At 63.6% G+C, this 16,320-nt stretch carries 15 protein-coding genes; 8 read left to right on the top strand and 7 right to left on the bottom strand.

The window, feature by feature from the left end; all coding sequences use genetic code 11:
* The first annotated feature begins 45 nt into the window (after positions 1 to 45).
* From BW992_RS08610 to BW992_RS08620, 3 genes are read left to right on the top strand one after another with little or no spacing between them, the layout of a single operon-like run.
* Positions 46 to 1,188 (top strand): ABC transporter ATP-binding protein, encoded by a 1,143-nt coding sequence (locus BW992_RS08610; protein WP_072390367.1) that lies wholly within the window; start codon positions 46 to 48, stop codon positions 1,186 to 1,188.
* Positions 1,185 to 2,105, top strand: coding sequence for an ABC transporter permease subunit (locus BW992_RS08615; protein ID WP_072390364.1), 921 nt, complete (start codon positions 1,185 to 1,187; stop codon positions 2,103 to 2,105). Before BW992_RS08610 ends, BW992_RS08615 begins: the two co-directional genes overlap by 4 nt.
* Positions 2,102 to 2,989: an ABC transporter permease subunit gene (locus BW992_RS08620; RefSeq protein ID WP_072390360.1), complete on the top strand. Its 888-nt coding sequence runs from the start codon at positions 2,102 to 2,104 to the stop codon at positions 2,987 to 2,989. The genes BW992_RS08615 and BW992_RS08620 overlap by 4 nt, the downstream gene beginning before the upstream one ends.
* Before the next feature lie 197 nt (positions 2,990 to 3,186).
* On the opposite strand, the gene BW992_RS08625 is transcribed toward BW992_RS08620, so the two are convergent.
* The 3 genes from BW992_RS08625 to BW992_RS08635 all read right to left on the bottom strand — a co-directional run bounded on the left by BW992_RS08625 (position 3,187) and on the right by BW992_RS08635 (position 6,723).
* Entirely contained in the window at positions 3,187 to 3,528 is a 342-nt protein-coding gene (locus tag BW992_RS08625) for a carboxymuconolactone decarboxylase family protein (RefSeq protein WP_072430913.1), read from the bottom strand.
* A gap of 97 nt (positions 3,529 to 3,625) precedes the next feature.
* Entirely contained in the window at positions 3,626 to 6,034 is a 2,409-nt protein-coding gene (locus BW992_RS08630) for a penicillin acylase family protein (RefSeq protein ID WP_076406008.1), read from the bottom strand.
* 98 nt (positions 6,035 to 6,132) lie between these two features.
* Positions 6,133 to 6,723, bottom strand: coding sequence for a DUF6436 domain-containing protein (locus tag BW992_RS08635; protein ID WP_072458559.1), 591 nt, complete (start codon positions 6,721 to 6,723; stop codon positions 6,133 to 6,135).
* Between the two features lie 99 nt (positions 6,724 to 6,822).
* On the opposite strand from BW992_RS08635, the gene BW992_RS08640 reads away from it, so the two are divergent.
* Entirely contained in the window at positions 6,823 to 7,770 is a 948-nt protein-coding gene (locus BW992_RS08640) for an alpha/beta hydrolase (RefSeq protein ID WP_076406010.1), read from the top strand.
* Between the two features lie 33 nt (positions 7,771 to 7,803).
* Here BW992_RS08640 and BW992_RS08645 read toward each other — a convergent pair whose 3' ends face one another.
* The gene (locus tag BW992_RS08645) at positions 7,804 to 8,547 is read right to left on the bottom strand and encodes a DUF2059 domain-containing protein (protein WP_072390346.1); all 744 of its coding nucleotides are present in this window, start codon (positions 8,545 to 8,547) and stop codon (positions 7,804 to 7,806) included.
* Between the two features lie 146 nt (positions 8,548 to 8,693).
* Here BW992_RS08645 and BW992_RS08650 point away from each other — a divergent pair, with 146 nt between their 5' ends.
* Together BW992_RS08650 and BW992_RS08655 are read left to right on the top strand one after the other, a co-directional pair.
* Positions 8,694 to 9,326, top strand: coding sequence for a 2OG-Fe(II) oxygenase (locus BW992_RS08650; RefSeq protein ID WP_072390344.1), 633 nt, complete (start codon positions 8,694 to 8,696; stop codon positions 9,324 to 9,326).
* 1 nt (position 9,327) lies between these two features.
* On the top strand, positions 9,328 to 9,819 hold the full coding sequence (locus BW992_RS08655) for a DUF523 domain-containing protein (RefSeq protein ID WP_072390341.1): 492 nt from the start codon (positions 9,328 to 9,330) through the stop codon (positions 9,817 to 9,819).
* Positions 9,820 to 10,012: 193 nt separating this feature from the next.
* On the opposite strand, the gene BW992_RS08660 is transcribed toward BW992_RS08655, so the two are convergent.
* Positions 10,013 to 11,386, bottom strand: coding sequence for a DUF3482 domain-containing protein (locus BW992_RS08660; RefSeq protein ID WP_072390337.1), 1,374 nt, complete (start codon positions 11,384 to 11,386; stop codon positions 10,013 to 10,015).
* A complete protein-coding gene (locus tag BW992_RS08665) occupies positions 11,379 to 12,746 on the bottom strand; it encodes a DUF2868 domain-containing protein (protein ID WP_072430982.1) in 1,368 nt (455 codons plus the stop codon). Before BW992_RS08665 ends, BW992_RS08660 begins: the two co-directional genes overlap by 8 nt.
* A 96-nt stretch (positions 12,747 to 12,842) precedes the next feature.
* Here BW992_RS08665 and BW992_RS08670 point away from each other — a divergent pair, with 96 nt between their 5' ends.
* Positions 12,843 to 13,355, top strand: a complete 513-nt coding sequence (locus BW992_RS08670) for a dihydrofolate reductase (protein ID WP_072458562.1) — start codon at positions 12,843 to 12,845, stop codon at positions 13,353 to 13,355.
* Between the two features lie 115 nt (positions 13,356 to 13,470).
* Here the strand turns inward: BW992_RS08670 and BW992_RS08675 are convergent, their stop codons facing one another.
* Positions 13,471 to 14,862: an L-cystine transporter gene (locus tag BW992_RS08675; RefSeq protein ID WP_072430909.1), complete on the bottom strand. Its 1,392-nt coding sequence runs from the start codon at positions 14,860 to 14,862 to the stop codon at positions 13,471 to 13,473.
* 379 nt (positions 14,863 to 15,241) lie between these two features.
* On the opposite strand from BW992_RS08675, the gene BW992_RS08680 reads away from it, so the two are divergent.
* Entirely contained in the window at positions 15,242 to 16,297 is a 1,056-nt protein-coding gene (locus BW992_RS08680; RefSeq protein WP_072390328.1) for a phosphorylcholine phosphatase, read from the top strand.
* The last annotated feature ends 23 nt before the right edge of the window (positions 16,298 to 16,320 follow it).

Genomic DNA, 16,320 nt, shown 5'->3' on the forward strand with positions numbered 1-16,320 from the left:
TTCGCCCGTGAGGGGCGAACTGCAAATTCTGTGGGAGTTTCGTAAATGGCAGTTGCCTCCGGCGCCTATAAGAAAGCCCTCGAGGGCGACCAGACACCCAAGCAGGTGCTGGTCAAGATCGACCGGGTCACGAAGAAGTTCGACGAGACGATTGCCGTGGACGATGTGTCCCTGGAAATCAAGAAAGGCGAGATCTTCGCCTTGCTCGGCGGCTCGGGATCGGGCAAATCCACCTTGCTGCGCATGCTCGCAGGATTCGAGCGGCCCACGGAAGGGCGCATTTTCCTCGATGGTGTGGATATCACCGACATGCCGCCCTACGAGCGGCCGATCAACATGATGTTCCAGTCCTATGCGCTGTTTCCCCACATGACCGTGGCGCAGAATATTGCGTTCGGCCTGCAGCAGGACAGGATTCCCAAGGCGGAGATCGAAGCCCGCGTGGCGGAAATGCTCAAGCTGGTGCAGATGAGCCAGTACGCCAAGCGCAAGCCCCATCAGCTTTCCGGTGGCCAGCGCCAGCGGGTGGCCCTGGCCCGTTCCCTGGCCAAGCGGCCCAAGCTGCTGTTGCTCGACGAACCGATGGGGGCCCTGGACAAGAAGCTGCGTTCGCAGATGCAGCTCGAGCTCGTGGAAATCATCGAGCGGGTCGGCGTGACTTGCGTCATGGTGACCCACGACCAGGAAGAGGCCATGACCATGGCCGAACGGATCGCGATCATGCACCTGGGCTGGATCGCCCAGATCGGCAGCCCGATCGACATCTACGAGACCCCGACCAGCCGGCTGGTCTGCGAGTTCATCGGCAACGTCAACATCTTCGAGACCGAAGTGGTGGATGACGCCGAGGGACATGCGGTGCTGACCTGCAAGGATCTGGACCGCAACATCTACGTGGGCCACGGCATCAGCACCTCGGTGCAGGACAAGTCCGTGACCTACGCCATCCGCCCGGAAAAGCTGCTGGTGACCGCCGAACAGCCGACCTGCGAGCACAACTGGTCCAGCGGCAAGGTCCATGACATCGCCTACCTGGGTGGCCATTCGGTGTTCTACGTCGAGTTGCCGAGCGGCAAGCTGGTGCAGTCCTTCGTGGCGAACGCCGAGCGCCGTGGCCAGCGGCCGACCTGGGGCGACCAGGTGTTCGTCTGGTGGGAGGATGACAGCGGCGTGGTGCTTCGCTCATGAACATGCGCAAACTCAAGCGTCGACTCGCCCGAATAACGCCCGGTGGCCGGCAACTGGTCATCGGGGTGCCCTTCATCTGGCTGTTCCTGTTCTTCATGCTGCCGTTCTTCATCGTCCTGAAGATCAGTTTCGCTGAAGCCGACGTGGCGATTCCGCCTTACACCGAGATCTACAGCTACGTCGACCAGAAGCTGCAGATACTGCTCAACCTGGCCAACTACGCGATGCTCAGCGAGGACGAGCTGTATATCGCCGCGTACCTGGGCTCGCTGAAGATGGCCCTGATCAGTACGGTCCTGTGCCTGCTGATCGGTTATCCGATGGCCTATGGCATCGCCAACGCCCGCAAAGAGACGCAGACGGTGCTGGTGCTGCTGATCATGATGCCGACCTGGACCGCGATCCTGATCCGCGTCTACGCGTGGATGGGCATCCTCAGCAACAACGGCCTGCTCAACGGCTTCCTGATGAGCATGGGCTTGATCAGCGAACCCTTGCAGATCCTCAACACCAACCTGGCGGTGTACATCGGTGTCGTCTATTCGTACCTGCCGTTCATGATCCTGCCGTTGTACGCCAACCTGGTCAAACATGACCCCAGCCTGCTGGAGGCCGCCTCCGACCTGGGATCGAGTACCTTCAACAGCTTCTGGAAGATCACCGTGCCGCTGTCCAAGAACGGCATCATCGCCGGTTGCATGCTGGTGTTCATCCCGGTGGTGGGGGAATTCGTGATCCCGGAACTGCTGGGCGGCCCCGAGACCCTGATGATCGGCAAAGTGCTGTGGCAGGAATTCTTCAACAACCGTGACTGGCCGGTGGCATCCGCCCTGGCGGTGGTGATGCTGGCGATCCTGATCGTGCCCATCATTCTGTTCAACCGCAGTCAGGCCAAGGAAATGGAGGGCAAGGAATGAAGCGCTTTCGTTTTTCGAGCCTGATGCTGGTGCTGGGGTTGCTGTTCATCTACGCGCCGATGGTGATCCTGGTGATCTTCTCGTTCAACGCCTCGAAGCTGGTGACGGTGTGGGGCGGCTGGTCGATCAAATGGTATGTCGGCCTGCTGGACAACACCCAGTTGATGGGGTCGGTGCTGCGCTCCCTGGAAATCGCCTGCTATACAGCGGTTGCCGCGGTGGCCCTGGGCACGCTGGCCGCCTTCGTGTTGACCCGCATCACCCGGTTCAAGGGGCGTACGCTGTTCGGTGGCCTGGTCACCGCGCCGCTGGTGATGCCGGAAGTGATCACCGGCCTGTCCTTGCTACTGCTGTTCGTGGCCATGGCCCAGATGATCGGCTGGCCCCAGGAGCGTGGCATCGTCACGATCTGGATCGCCCACACGACCTTCTGTGCGGCCTATGTGGCGGTGGTGGTCTCCTCGCGCTTGCGTGAGCTGGATCTTTCCATCGAGGAGGCTGCCATGGACCTTGGCGCGCGGCCCTGGAAGGTGTTCATCCTGATCACCATCCCGATGATCGCGCCATCGCTGGCGGCGGGGGGCATGATGTCGTTCGCGCTGTCCCTGGATGACCTGGTGCTGGCGAGCTTCGTGTCGGGTCCAGGTTCCACGACCTTGCCCATGGAGGTGTTCTCGGCGGTGCGTCTGGGTGTGAAGCCGGAGATCAACGCCGTGGCGAGCCTGATCCTGCTGGCGGTGTCGCTGGTGACGTTCCTGGTCTGGTACTTCAGCCGCCGGGCCGAGGAAAACCGCCGGCGGGCCATCCAGCAAGCCATCGAGGAAAGCGCCGCGGACTCCTGGAAACAGCCGCAGGTACGCCGGCCCGAGGCCGCACCGGTCTAACCGGACGCCGCGTCACCGTGGGAGCGGGCTTGCCCGCGAAAGTGGTGTGACAGTCGACGAAAAGGTTGAATGTCAGTCCGCTATCGCGAGCAAGCTCGCTCCGATGTTTTCTGGGATCGCCTGCAAGTCCGCAGCCGAGCGCAGATCCCATTGTGGGGGCGAGCTTGCTCGCGAGCGAAGGTGTCAGTTATCGCCGCTCATTTCTTCAGCGCGTCATGGGCCTCCAGCGCCCGCAGAGAGTAAATGTAGGCCGCGCCGGCATTCAGCGATACCGCGGTTGCCAGGGTGGCGGCAATTTCCTCGCGGGTGGCGCCGGCCTTGATGGCGGCGTCGGTGTGCACGCCGATGCAGCCGTCGCAGCGAGTCGTGATCGCCACCGCGATGGAAATCAGCTCCCGGGTCTTGGCATCGAGCACATTGTTTTCGGCCGAGGCTTCATCCAGGGCCATGTAGGCCTTGACCATTTTCGGGTTGCTCTTGCCCAGGGCACCGAAGGCACTCTTGATGGTGGGCAGCAGTTCGGACCAGTTGTTGAACATTGCATTGACTCCATGGGGGCGGGAAAACCTTGTGTAGTCTTGACCAATAATCACGATCGGGCCCGCTGGCACCGAAAAAAGACGACGCCTCGCCCGTTCAGCGTGCCGTGCCGGCCGGTAGCAGCTTGAGGGTGTCCCGGGTATTGGCCAGCACTTCTTCTTCGGCCAGGTGCGCCTGGTGATACAGCCCCTCGATGTAGGCCTCGGCCTGGTCCGCGTAATACTTGTCGAACGGCACGCCACTCTGGCCGACGGGGTTGATGGTGACGCTGTGGGCCGGGTCGGCGAAATCGATGATGCGTCGCGTGGAAGGTCCGTAGGTCACAGGCCAGGGAGCCGGGCCTATCTTGGCCGAGAGATTGTTGGGCACTTCATGGGTGCCGGGGGCGGCGAACGGGCCGATGTTGAAGATCCGGTCCAGGGGTTTTTGCAGGCCCAGCGGATGCCCGTGGGTCAGGGTATGGGCCTTGCCCCAGCGCCACTGCGTGGCATCGTCGCCCAGGGTGGCCTTCAGGTGCGCCAGGCTCTTGCACCAGGCTATTTTCACCACGTCGGCACGGGTCTCCGTACCCAGGGTGGTGCGGTCGTCCCACCATGGCGAATCCTTTGTCGCGGCCAGGCGAGGCAGTGCGGCGTCAATGACCCGGGTCGAGAGCGCGGTTTCGAAGAAACTGTCTCCCAGCTCGTCGTGCAGCGCGGCGTCGGCCAGGTTGAACAGGAACTGGTTGAACAGCGTGGCGCTGATGGAGTCCAGCGGGTAATCGCCTTGCCATTGGGCCAGCTGCTCCACCCATTTGCGTTCCTGCGGGTCGCTGATCACGTCTCGCAGCACTGGCAGCAAGGGTGCCAGCAGGCGCGGGCCATAGGCGGTCGTCGTGCCCAGTTGCAGCTTACGGGTGGTTTCGATGTCCCACTTGGCCTGTTTGTCGCCCAGCTGCAGGTTGAGCTGCTGGCCGCGGTCGGCGAGGTTGTAGTAGCCCGGGATCTCGATGCCGCTGGGGGATACCGGCTGGAAATTCGCCGAGACGATATAGCCTCGGGCAGGATTTTCTTCTTGCGGGTTGTCACTGAACGGGTAGAAACCGTCCTTCTCCGCCTCCGGGCTGCTGCCATCGAGCATGAAGCCAGGTTTCGCGCCCGCCGGCCTCTTGGGCAACTGTGCCGCGGCCCACCAGCCGATGTCTCCCTGGGCGCTGGCCCAGACGATATTCAGCCCGGGGGCATGAATCCTGGACGATGCGTCTCGTGCCTTGGCCAATGTATCGGCGCGGTTGAGCCGGTAGAACGCCTCGAGGATGGGGTTGCGGCTTTCCAGGAACCCCCACCACATGGCAATCGGCGTCTTGCCGGCATTGGCGCCAAGGGCGTCGTTGACGATCGGGCCATGGGGCGACTGGCGCAACACCAGCGTCACCGGGGCCTGGCCCTTGACCGCGATCTGCTGTTCGCTGCGGGTCATGTCCACCCATCCGTCGCGGTACCAGACCTGTTCCGGGTTGTCCGGGTTGGTCTTCTCGGCGACCAGGTCCAGGTCATCGTTCTGGAACATGGTCACGCTCCAGCCGAAATCCTGGTTCATGCCCAGCGTGGCGAACGGCATCAGGGCCTGGTAATGCCCGTAGAGTTCGAAGCCCGGCGCCGAAAGGTGCGCTTCGTACCATACCGACGGTGCCGAAAAGCGGATGTGCGGATCGCCCGCCAGCAAAGGCTTGCCGCTTTGGGTACGGCTGCCCGAGACCGCCCAGGCGTTGCTGCCTTCGAACTGCGGCAGGCCGTTCTCGGCCATGGCCTGCTCGGTCAGGCGCGCCAGGGCGTTGAGGTCTTTCCAGTCACCGTCGGCCAGTGGCAGGCCGGGCTGGCGACGTTCCTCCAGGGCGCCCTTGGGCTGCCAGTCGAGGTCGAAAATGTCCAGGTACCGGGCACCGAACTGGTCGCGCACGTAGGTCAGCAAGGGTTCGGTGCGAAAGGCGGCGGCAAAGCTGTAGGCCATGTAGCCGGTGATGCTCACGGTGTCTTCGGCGGTGAAAGGGCGCTTGGGGATGCCCAGCACATCGAACTCCACCGGTCGGGTATGGGTGTCCTGGTAGTGGTTGATCCCGTCCAGGTAGGCCTGCATGGCGACCCAGGCGGGGGATTGCGGATCCTGTTCCGTCACGTAAGTGGCGGCGCGCTCGCGGATGCGCAGGCTGCGCATCAGTTTATCGGTGTCGAGCAATTTCGGTCCCAGTACCTCGGCGAGTTCACCCCGGGCGAGGCGGCGCATGATTTCCATCTGGAACAGCCGGTCCTGGGCATGGACATAACCGAGGGCGCGGTAGAGATCGGTTTCGTTGCCGGCACGAATGTGTGGTACGCCGCGTTCGTCGTAGCGTACGGTGACCGAGCCTTGCAGCCCCTGCAACTGCACCATGCCCTGGCGGGTCGGTTGCTTGCTGTAGAGGTAGCCACCGGCAACGATGATGGCGGTGACCACCAGTGACAGGAGTGCGATGAGACTGCGTTTCATGGTGCTTCCTTATGCCGTTGACAGCGGTTCCATGACCGCGCTGTTCATTCCCTGTTTAACATGGCGCCGCGTGCCTGCGCATCGTCCCTCGGAGGGATTTACCGACTGGTGGCCGATGCCTCCTGGCCCCATGGGCAATAACAGCCCACTGCCAGGGTATGGGTCGCGTTGACCGCCCGGCCGACGCTCAATGCCTCGAGGATCGGTTCGATGAAGCTGTTGCTCGAATTGCAGGTCAGGCCTTCGCTGTAGGGGCCGAAATAGGCCAGCGCACCGTTGCGGTCCCAGATCGCCACCGCCGGGCTGGCGGGAATCTGGCCCGAGCCCGGCAAGGCCGCAAGGGGTTTGAGGCTGCCCAGCGTGGCCGGCAGTTGGCCTTGGGTCGCGGTCTTTTGTACCGCGTAGAACTCGACGCCTTGCGATGCATATCTATCGATCAGTTCGGCGAGGTGTTGCTGGTTGCCGACGTTGCAGGGGCAAGCCGGATCCCAGAAGTGCACCAGGCGGATCGGGCCAGGACCGGCAAGGTCGGCGGGCAAGCGCAAGGGGTCGCCGGAAAACACCGCAGTGTGTTGGCTGAAAGCCCGCAGGTAACGGCCCTGGAACCAGTCGTAGGCGAACCACAATACGGCGGCGCACCCGAGGGCAAGCAGGCTGGCAAGCAAGGTCGTGCGGTGGGACGGGCGCATGGAGTCGATCCTCTGGAGCCGCGTAGCTTGCCACGCCTGCCGCGACAGATGAATATCGCAGACCATAAAGTCCTTTTTCGCTTTCGCCTGGGAATATCAATGCCTGCCACTTTCGACCCCGATAACCTGCGTGCCAGCCTGCAATCCATGGCCCAGTGGCAGCCACTGTCGGAACAGGCCCGGGCCTACCAGCGTTTCTATGGGCTGGACTTTCCCCAGCGCGAGGTGCGCAAAGGGCTGGGGCGTTTCCGGATCGATGGGTATGAGTTGGTCGGGCAGGTCTGGTGGCCGGAGAAAGCCGTGGCGACCTTGTTCGTGTTCCATGGTTACTACGATCACATGGGGCTGTACCGGCACTTGATCGAATGGGCACTGGCGCAGGGATTCGCGGTGATTGCCTGTGACCTGCCGGGCCACGGACTGTCCAGCGGAGAGCGCGCCAGCATCGGCGATTTCGCCGAATACCAGGCTACGCTGCAAGGGCTGCTGGCCGAGGCCGCGACCCTGGGCCTGCCGCAACCCTGGCACCTGTGCGGACAGAGCACCGGCGGTGCCATCGTGGTGGATCATGTGCTCAACCAGGGCGCGGACAGTCCGGCCCAGGGCCAGGTGATCCTGCTGTCGCCCCTGGTGCGGCCGCGGGCCTGGGGGTGGTCGCGCCTGAGCTACTACTTGCTCAAGCCTTTCGTGACCGGCATCGCCCGACGCTTCAGCGAAAATTCCACCGATCCTGATTTCCTGCCCTTCCTGCAAGCCGACCCCTTGCAGCCGTTACGCCTGCCGACCGCATGGGTCGGAGCGTTGGCACAATGGATCAAACGCATCGAGGCGGCGCCGAACAGCCCGCGCCAGCCTCTGATCGTGCAGGGCCAGGCGGACATGACGGTGGATTGGAAACATAACCTGCAGGTGTTGTGCAGCAAGTTCGATCGACCGCAGGTGATGATGTTGCCCGAGGGACGCCATCACCTGGCGAACGAGTCCCTGGCGTTGCGGCAGGAGATGTTCGGGTTCCTGAACAAACGGATGAGCCGGAATCGGCGGTGACCAGGCGATAGCGCCAGTCAACGCATCGCGAAGCTACTGCCCGAGATTCTGCCCTACGGCCAAGCCTGCCCGGACCGCCGCCAAAGCCGCCTGGTAATAGGCCTGGCCCTCGGCCGACTCGGCGAAAGTGGCGAATTCTTCCAGTTCGGTATCCGACAGGTCACGGTAGACATACAGCAGCGTGTTGTTCAGGTCCGCGCCGATCTGCTCCATGAGCCGCTGGCGCTGGCCGTTCAGCATGCCCTGGGCCTGGCCGGCGCCCAGCAGGCCGGGAATCATCGAGCTCAGGCTGTCGGCCGCCACGCCGGCGATCGCCAGGCTGACTTCGGCACCGGCCTCACGGGCGGGCAGGGCCTGGGCCAGGTGGCCGATGATCAGCAGGCGGTTGTCGCTGGCCTGCATCTTGGGCAGGCCCTTGGCGTTCTTTGCCAACTGGTCGCGACGGGTGGCCAGCAGCTCGGCGGCCACCACCTTGCGGCCCAGGGGTGACTGGAAGAAGTCCAGGGCCGGGACGGGGTCGTTGAGATGCTTGCGCAGTTGCGCTTCGGCCCGCTGGTCCATGGCCTGGGGAGCGAAGCGTTGATTGCTGTTGTTGACCAGCGCCTGGAACACCGCTGGCGGCAAGCTGCTTTGATAGCGCTGCTGCGCGGCATTCAAGGCATCGTTGAAATGCGCCCGCTGTTCCGGCCAGCCGGCGACCTTGTACAACTGGTCGTAGCTGTCTGCCCAGGCGGGCAAAACGCAGAACATCAACAGTGAGAAAAGCAAACGGCGCATAGGGACTCCTGTCAGCAGCCGACTATTCTCCGTGGGGTGCGGGAACTTGTCGAGAATTCGTATCAAGTTCGTACGGCGGTGCCATCTGCAAACCGCCCCGCAAACCCGCTGCGTGGCGCTGTCGGTTTTACGTGGGCAGGCATACTATGCGCGCCATGCAGATACCTTTTGATCACCCCTCGCTGTTACGTATCGTCGACGACCTGGCCGAGCGTGGCTGGTCGCAGCAGAACGTCTTCCTGCCGGACGCGCTGACCCGTGCCCTGGCGGCGGAATGCCGGCAGCGCGCCATTGAAGGCGAACTGGCACCAGCCGCGGTCGGGCGCGGGCCGTCTTCGCAGATCCAGGAAGGTATCCGGGGGGATCGCATCCAATGGATCGAGCCCGGCCAGGCCGAGGCCTGCGATCGTTACCTGGAATGGATGGACAGCCTGCGCGAAGCCCTGAACCGTGGCTTGTTCCTGGGGCTTGAAGACTTCGAAAGCCATTTCGCCCTGTACCCACCCGGTGCGTTCTACCTCAAGCACGTCGACCGATTCCGCGACGATGATCGGCGCACGGTGTCGGCGGTGCTCTATCTCAATGACGCCTGGCTGCCGGACCAGGGGGGGCAGTTGCGCATGTACCTGGATGACGGCGTCGAACATGACGTAGTGCCCGCCGGTGGTTGCCTGGTGGTGTTCCTGTCGGGGAACGTTCCCCATGAAGTCCTGCCGGCCACCCGGGATCGCCTGTCCTTGACCGGCTGGTTCCGACGCCGCGGCAACGAGCTGTTCTGACATGCACAGGATTCTCGTCAGCCGTTGCCTGCTCGGACACCGCGTGCGCTATGACGGCGGCGCCAGCGGGCCGTTCGATCAGCTCCAGCAGTGGCTGGATGAAGGCCGTGTCGTGCCGCTGTGTCCGGAAGTCGCCGGCGGCTTGCCGACGCCCCGGGCGGCGGCGGAGATTCCCGGCGGCCAGGGAGAGCAGGTTCTCGACGGGCAGGCAGTGGTGATCACCACGGAAGGTGAAGACGTGAGTGCGCAATTCCTGTCTGGTGCGTACCAGGCGCTGGAGCGGGTGCGGGAACATGGCATCCGCATCGCCGTGCTCAAGGCCAACAGCCCATCGTGTGGTAACCGGCTGACCTATGACGGGACGTTCAGCGGTGTGAAGGTCACGGGTGAAGGCGTGACGGCGGCATTGCTCAAGCGCCATGGGGTGCAGGTTTTCAGTGAGCTGCAATTGCCTGAAGCGGCCTTGGCGCTCGAGGCATTGGTCGACGACTGACCACAGCGCTGCTTTTGGTGGTGAGCGGATGCCTGGGCTCTGCGAGTCTAGGGACGAAGGCCAGGCGAGGCGAAGCCGACGAGGAACGGCCGGGGTCGCCCTCCACTTGAAGTAATGAACATTCCGATCGGGCTCGCGCACGAGCCGGTTTCCAACGCAGCATGAACGAATATCAAGGCTTTTCAGACAGAGCCTAGAGCTCCTCGGCCAGTTGTTCGATCTGTTCCTGGCGTTCGGCCTGGCTCAGCCGGGGTCGTGGATTGAGCGATGACCAGTGCGGATAGGCACGAGCCTTGGCCAGGGCTTCGGGCAGCTTGCCTTCGCGCCAGCCTTTGTCCTGGGGCGTGTCGATGCGGATGCTGTCCAGCGCCGCATGGCCGCGTTGGTTGAGGGCCAGCAGCAGTTGCCTCTGGCGCAGGGCCAACAGGCGTAGCACGTTGTCGTCCACCGTCAGTTCCCGCTGACCCTTGAGCTTGCCCATCAATCGGTTGCCGTAGCTGCGGGCGGTTTGCAGGGCGCCTCCGGCGATGGCCCCGGCCAGGGCGGCGGCGCCCAGGGTCAGGCCGCCCACCAGCAAATCCACACCGGCACCGGCCGCCGCCCCCGCGGCGATCCCGCCTCCGACCCGTACGCCCAATTGCTTGAGGGTTTCGGGGTTGAACAGATCATCGCCCCAGCGCCCGTCGAGCAGCGGCAGGTCGCCGGCGGCGGCATCCTGCGGGCGGAAGGCGTAGAGTGCGAGCAGGGCTTCGACACAGCGCTGTTCACGTTGACGCACCGCGTTGCGCAATTCGCTGATGGCCTGGTGTTCCAGCTCGGCGTCGCTGGCCACGCTGCGCCGGCACGCCGCGCAATCGATCAGCAACTCGGCGATCAAGCGCGCGGCGCTCCGCTGGCGGGCCAGGCGTTGAGCCTGCTGGTCGGCGATCAAGCGTTCCAACTGACCACGAGCACTTTCCAGCAACAGGGCAAGACTCTCGTACAGGCGGCGCTCGCCGTCCTCGGGCGGGGCGACGCTGTCGAAGCGTACCAGGGCATGCAGCCCCAGCCGCGCCAGTGCTTCGCGCCAGTCGGGTTCGCGATGCTGGGCACTGCTGACGAAGTTCAGTACCGGCAGCAGGGGCTTGCCGCAACTGGCGAGGACCGCCAGTTCATCGCGATACTTGGCCAGCACCGGCTCCCGGGCATCGATCACGTAGAGCCCGGCATCGCTGGCGAGCAGCTGCCGCAGTACTTTGGCCTCCTGTTCGAACCGCTGGCGCGCCTCGCTGGCGTCCAGGAAGCGCGCCAGCCGCGCCGGTCCGTCCAGGCGCTCGCCGGGGCGCTCCAGTCGTTCGAGGTAATCGAGCAGGGCGATGGCATCCTCCAGGCCCGGTGTGTCGTACAGTTCCAGGAGGGCTTCGCCGTCCACCGACAGGCGCGCACCTTCGACGTGCCGGGTCGTGCTGGGACGGTGGGACACCTCGCCGAAGCCGACGTCCCGGGTCAGGGTACGCAGCAGGGACGTCTTGCCGACATTGGTGTGGCCGACCACGGCCAGCTTCAATGGCTTCATAGGCTCAGTCATGGCCGGTCTCCAGCCAGTTGAGGGGGATGCAGTCGGCGAACGGCAATTGCAGTTGTCGCAGCGCATCGCGCCAATCGCCCAGGCGCTGAGCATCCAGCGCTTCACCGGGTGGTGCCTGCATCAGCCAGACGCGGGTGGCGCTGGCGCTGCGGGCCAGTTCGGCGATCAAGGCCAGGCTGCCGCGATCCGGCGAGCGCCGTGGGTCGCAGGCAATCGCCAGGCGTGCCGGGGGAAAGCGCGACAGTTGTTCGAGGAGCTTGTGCCGCGATTCACGGCTGTCGAGGATACCGGCGTTCTTCACCGTGTCCGGCAGCTTCGGTGGCCATGGGCGGTCGTCCAGTTCGATTGCCACCAGCAAGGCGCCATCGCTTTCCGGGGCGCCGGACGTCCCCTCGATGCGATGCAACTGCGCGGGGGCGGCATCATTGACCCCCAGGCGTTCGCTGCTGGGCATGAGTCGTTCGCGCAGTTGGGCATAGCCCGGCAGGTTCAGGTCCAGGCGCAGCGTGCTGCGGCCACGCCGCCAGCGCCACAGGCACAGCAGCGCCAGGCACAGGCGCGGCATCACGCCATAGACCAGGGTCACGCCCACCAGCCAGGCGGCCCAGGCCTGGCGAGCGCTTTCGAGGTTCAGGGCGCCATCGCCGCTGGCGCGTATCATCGCTTCGGCCGGCACATCGAACCCCACCATGGCAGGCAGGGCGCCAAGGGCCTGGGTCAGGACGACGAAGGTTTCGGCGCCAAGCAGGGTGGTTTCCCATACGAAGCCATAGCGTCGGGTCGCCATGAGCATCAAGACGACAACCAGCGCGCTGACCATCGCCAGCAGCCACAAGCCGTTGACCAGGACACCGAGGGCCCAGCGGTTGAGCCGCTGGCGTTGCAGCAACAGCAGCAGGGCCGGCGCCAGTTGGGCGGCCTTGGCGTCGCGGGCGAGTTTTTCACTGAGCCACAGCCACAGGCGTCCCAGCGCGGCGCCTTGTTCCCCGGCGAACAGCAAGCCCAGGGCCCAGCCGACGAGCAGGATCAAATTCAGTCCCAGCAGGCTGCCCAGGGCCCAGAACACATTGACGGGCATGCGGCCATCGCCAAGGGCGGCAAAACCCAGGCCCGCGCCGCTGATGACGGCGACTGTCGCCAGCACGATCAGGGCCAGGCGGGCGCCTTGCAGCCAATGGCGCAAGGCTTCGGTGAGGCCGTCGCGTGCGGCCAGGCGGTGGGCGCGGTGGTGGATACGGGTCGATAGATCGCCACCCGCCGCACGGGCCAGGCGATTGGCTTCCTGGTCTTCGAGCGGGCCGGCGTGCTCCTCACGCAGGCGTACCGTCTCGGTCAACCAGATTTTCTGCAGTTCAGTCAGGGGCTCAGACACGGGCACTTCCGTCGTAAATGAGGGATGAGCATAACTGCTGTGGCGCCTGTCGGGGTACGTCGAGCCTCTGGTATCCTCGCCTACATGAAAAAAACTCTTCCTTTAAGCCTGATCGCAGCCCTCGGTGAAAACCGTGTGATCGGCATCGACAACAGCATGCCCTGGCACTTGCCAGGGGACTTCAAATACTTCAAGGCCACCACCTTGGGCAAGCCGATCATCATGGGCCGCAAGACCTGGGATTCCCTCGGTCGACCGCTGCCGGGACGGCTGAACATCGTGGTCAGCCGCCAGCCGGGCCTGGAGCTGGAGGGGGCGCAAGTTTTCTCCTCGCTTGAAGCTGCGGTGGCGCGGGCCGAGGCGTGGGCCCTGGAGCAGGGCGCCGACGAACTGATGCTGATCGGCGGTGCGCAACTGTACGCCCAGGCCCTGGCGCAGGCCGATCGCCTGTACCTGACCCGCGTGGCGTTGAGCCCGGAGGGAGACGCCTGGTTTCCGGAGTTCGATTCAAGCCAGTGGCGGTTGGTCTCCAACCAGCCGAACCCGGCGCAAGGGGACAAGCCGGCCTACAGCTTCGAGGTATGGGAAAAGCTCTAAGGCAAAAAGCTTCGCGAGCGAGCCCGCTGCCGCAGTCGACCGGTTTGCGCTGATACAGCTCGGTCAGCTGTGCAAGCGGACTCATTCGCGAAGGCGATCTACCAGGCGCCGCCAATCAAGCCTGCACCAACTCCCCATGCTCCTCGGCACCCAGCACTGCCTTGTCGGTCTGCTGCATCACCTGGCTGGTGAGTGCTCCGGCGGTGATCGAACCGCTGACGTTCAATGCCGTGCGCCCCATGTCGATCAGCGGTTCGACGGAAATCAGCAACGCCACCAACGAGACCGGCAGGCCCATGGCCGGTAGCACGATCAATGCGGCGAACGTCGCGCCGCCACCCACGCCGGCGACTCCGGCCGAGCTCAGGGTGACGACCGCCACCAAGGTTGCGATCCAGACCGGGTCCAACGGATCGATACCCACGGTTGGAGCGACCATCACCGCCAACATGGCCGGATAGAGGCCGGCGCAGCCGTTCTGTCCGATGGTGGCGCCGAACGAGGCGCTGAAGCTGGCGATGGCGCGCGGAATGCCGAGACGGCTGGTCTGGACCTCGATACTCAAGGGAATGGTCGCGGCGCTGGAGCGGCTGGTGAAGGCGAAGGTCAGCACCGGCCAGATCTTGCGGAAAAAGCGCAAAGGGTTGATCCCGGCGGCGGACACCAGCAGGCCATGTACCACGAACATCAGGCCCAGCCCCAGGTAAGACACCACCACGAAACTGCCAAGCTTGATGATGTCCTGCAGGTTGGAACCGGCCACGACCTTGGTCATCAAGGCCAGCACACCGTAAGGGGTCAGCTTCATCACCAGGCGTACCAGGCGCGTCACCCAGCTTTGCAGGGTGTCGATGGCGTTGATCACCTTCTGGCCCTTGTCCGCGTCATCCTTGAACAATTGCAGCGCCGCGATGCCCAGGAACGCCGCGAAAATCACCACGCTGATGATCGAGGTCGGCTTGGCCCGGGCCAGGTCGGCGAAAGGATTCTGTGGGACGAAAGAGAGCAACAGTTGCGGAATGTTCAGGTCGGCGACCTTGCCGGCGTAGTCGCTCTGGATCACCTGCAGTCGCGCCAGCTCCTGGGTGCCGGCCACCAGGCCTTCGGCGGTGAGGCCGAACAGGTTGGTCAGGCCGATGCCGATCAGGGCGGCGATGGCGGTGGTGAACAGCAGCGTGCCGATGGCCAGGAAGCTGATCTTGCCCAGGGACGAGGCGTCATGCAGGCGGGCCACGGCGCTCAGGATCGAGGCGAAGACCAGCGGGATCACGATCATCTGCAACAACTGTACATAGCCATTGCCCACCAGGTCGAACCAGGCGATGGACGCTTTGAGCACCGGGTTGCCGGCGCCGTAGACGGTATGCAGGGCGACACCGAACGCGACGCCCAGCGCCAGGGCCAGCAGCACTTTCCTGGCCAGGCTCCAGCTGCCGTGGCGGGTTTGCGCAAGGCCGAACAGCAAGGCGAGAAACACCAGCAGATTGAGGATCAGTGGAAGATTCATCAGGAGACTCCGATAAGACTTGTGCAGTCGCCTACGCTCTGTACGAAGGCCTTGATACTCATCCATGCGGCGTTGAAAACTGCCTCGCGATGCTCATGTATTCCAATGCACTGCGCTTGCTCGGCTGTTTTCGCCTTGCCTGATCTTCGTCTCAAGACTTCTCGAACAGAGCCTGGGCCAGACTGTGAACCGAGGAGCCTAACAGCCTGATAACTAAAGAATTAATACTAAAAAAGCATGTGGTATGTCGTTTATGGAATAAGGACGTGGCGTTTGCAGGTATGCCGCTGGCGTTATCAAGATGCAAGCGGTCGCGGGGAGACGAGGGTTGTCATCGGCATTTGTTAGCGTCGAGCTCTTTGAACCAGGAGAAATGCCGATGAAGCTCGCACCTCGTTTTCTCGCTGTCGCCTTGGGTCTTGGTCTCGCCGGCCAGGTACTCGCCACCGAACTCAAACACTGGCCGGCGGAACAGGCCAAGGCACTGGACGCGATGATCGCGGCCAACGCCAACAAGGGTAATTACGCGGTGTTCGACATGGACAACACCAGTTACCGCTATGACCTTGAAGAGTCGTTGTTGCCGTTCATGGAAAACAAGGGCCTCATCACCCGGGAAACCCTGGATCCCTCCCTGAAGCTGATGCCATTCAAGGACACGGCCGATCACAAGGAAAGCCTGTTCAGTTACTACTACCGCCTGTGCGAAGTGGACGACATGGTTTGCTATCCGTGGGTCGCCCAGGTGTTTTCCGGCTTCACCCTCAAGGAACTCAAGGGCTACGTCGACGAGCTCATGGCCTCCGGCAAGCCCGTCCCGACGACGTATTACGACGGCGACAAGGTGGTCAACTACAACGTCAACCCGCCAAAGATCTTCACCGGCCAGACCGAGCTCTACCAGAAGCTGATGGAAAACGGCATCGAGGTCTATGTCATGACCGCGGCGTCGGAAGAGCTGGTGCGCATGGTCGCCTCCGATCCCAAATACGGCTACAACCTCAAGCCGCAGAACGTCATCGGCGTGACCACCTTGCTCAAGGACCGCAAGACCGGCGAATTGACCACCGCGCGCAAGCAGATCACCGCCGGCAAGTATGACGAAAAGGCCAACCTCGGCCTGGAGTACACGCCCTATCTGTGGACCCCAGCGACCTGGATGGCCGGCAAGCACGCGGCAATCCTGACGTACATCGACGAATGGAAGAAGCCGGTGCTGGTAGCCGGTGATACCCCCAGCAGCGACGGCTACATGCTGTTCCATGACGTGGACGTGGCCAAGGGGGGGATTCACCTGTGGGTCAATCGCAAGGACAAGTACATGACCCAGATAAACGGCATGATGGCCAAGCACGCTGCCGCCCAGGCCAAGGAAGGCCTGCCGGTCACGGCGGACAAGAACTGGGTGATCGTCAAGCCGGAAGATATCCAGTAAGGCCAGGTAAACCGCCACGCGAC

Origin of the sequence: Pseudomonas sp. 7SR1 (assembly GCF_900156465.1) — a bacterium.
Taxonomy (GTDB): domain Bacteria; phylum Pseudomonadota; class Gammaproteobacteria; order Pseudomonadales; family Pseudomonadaceae; genus Aquipseudomonas.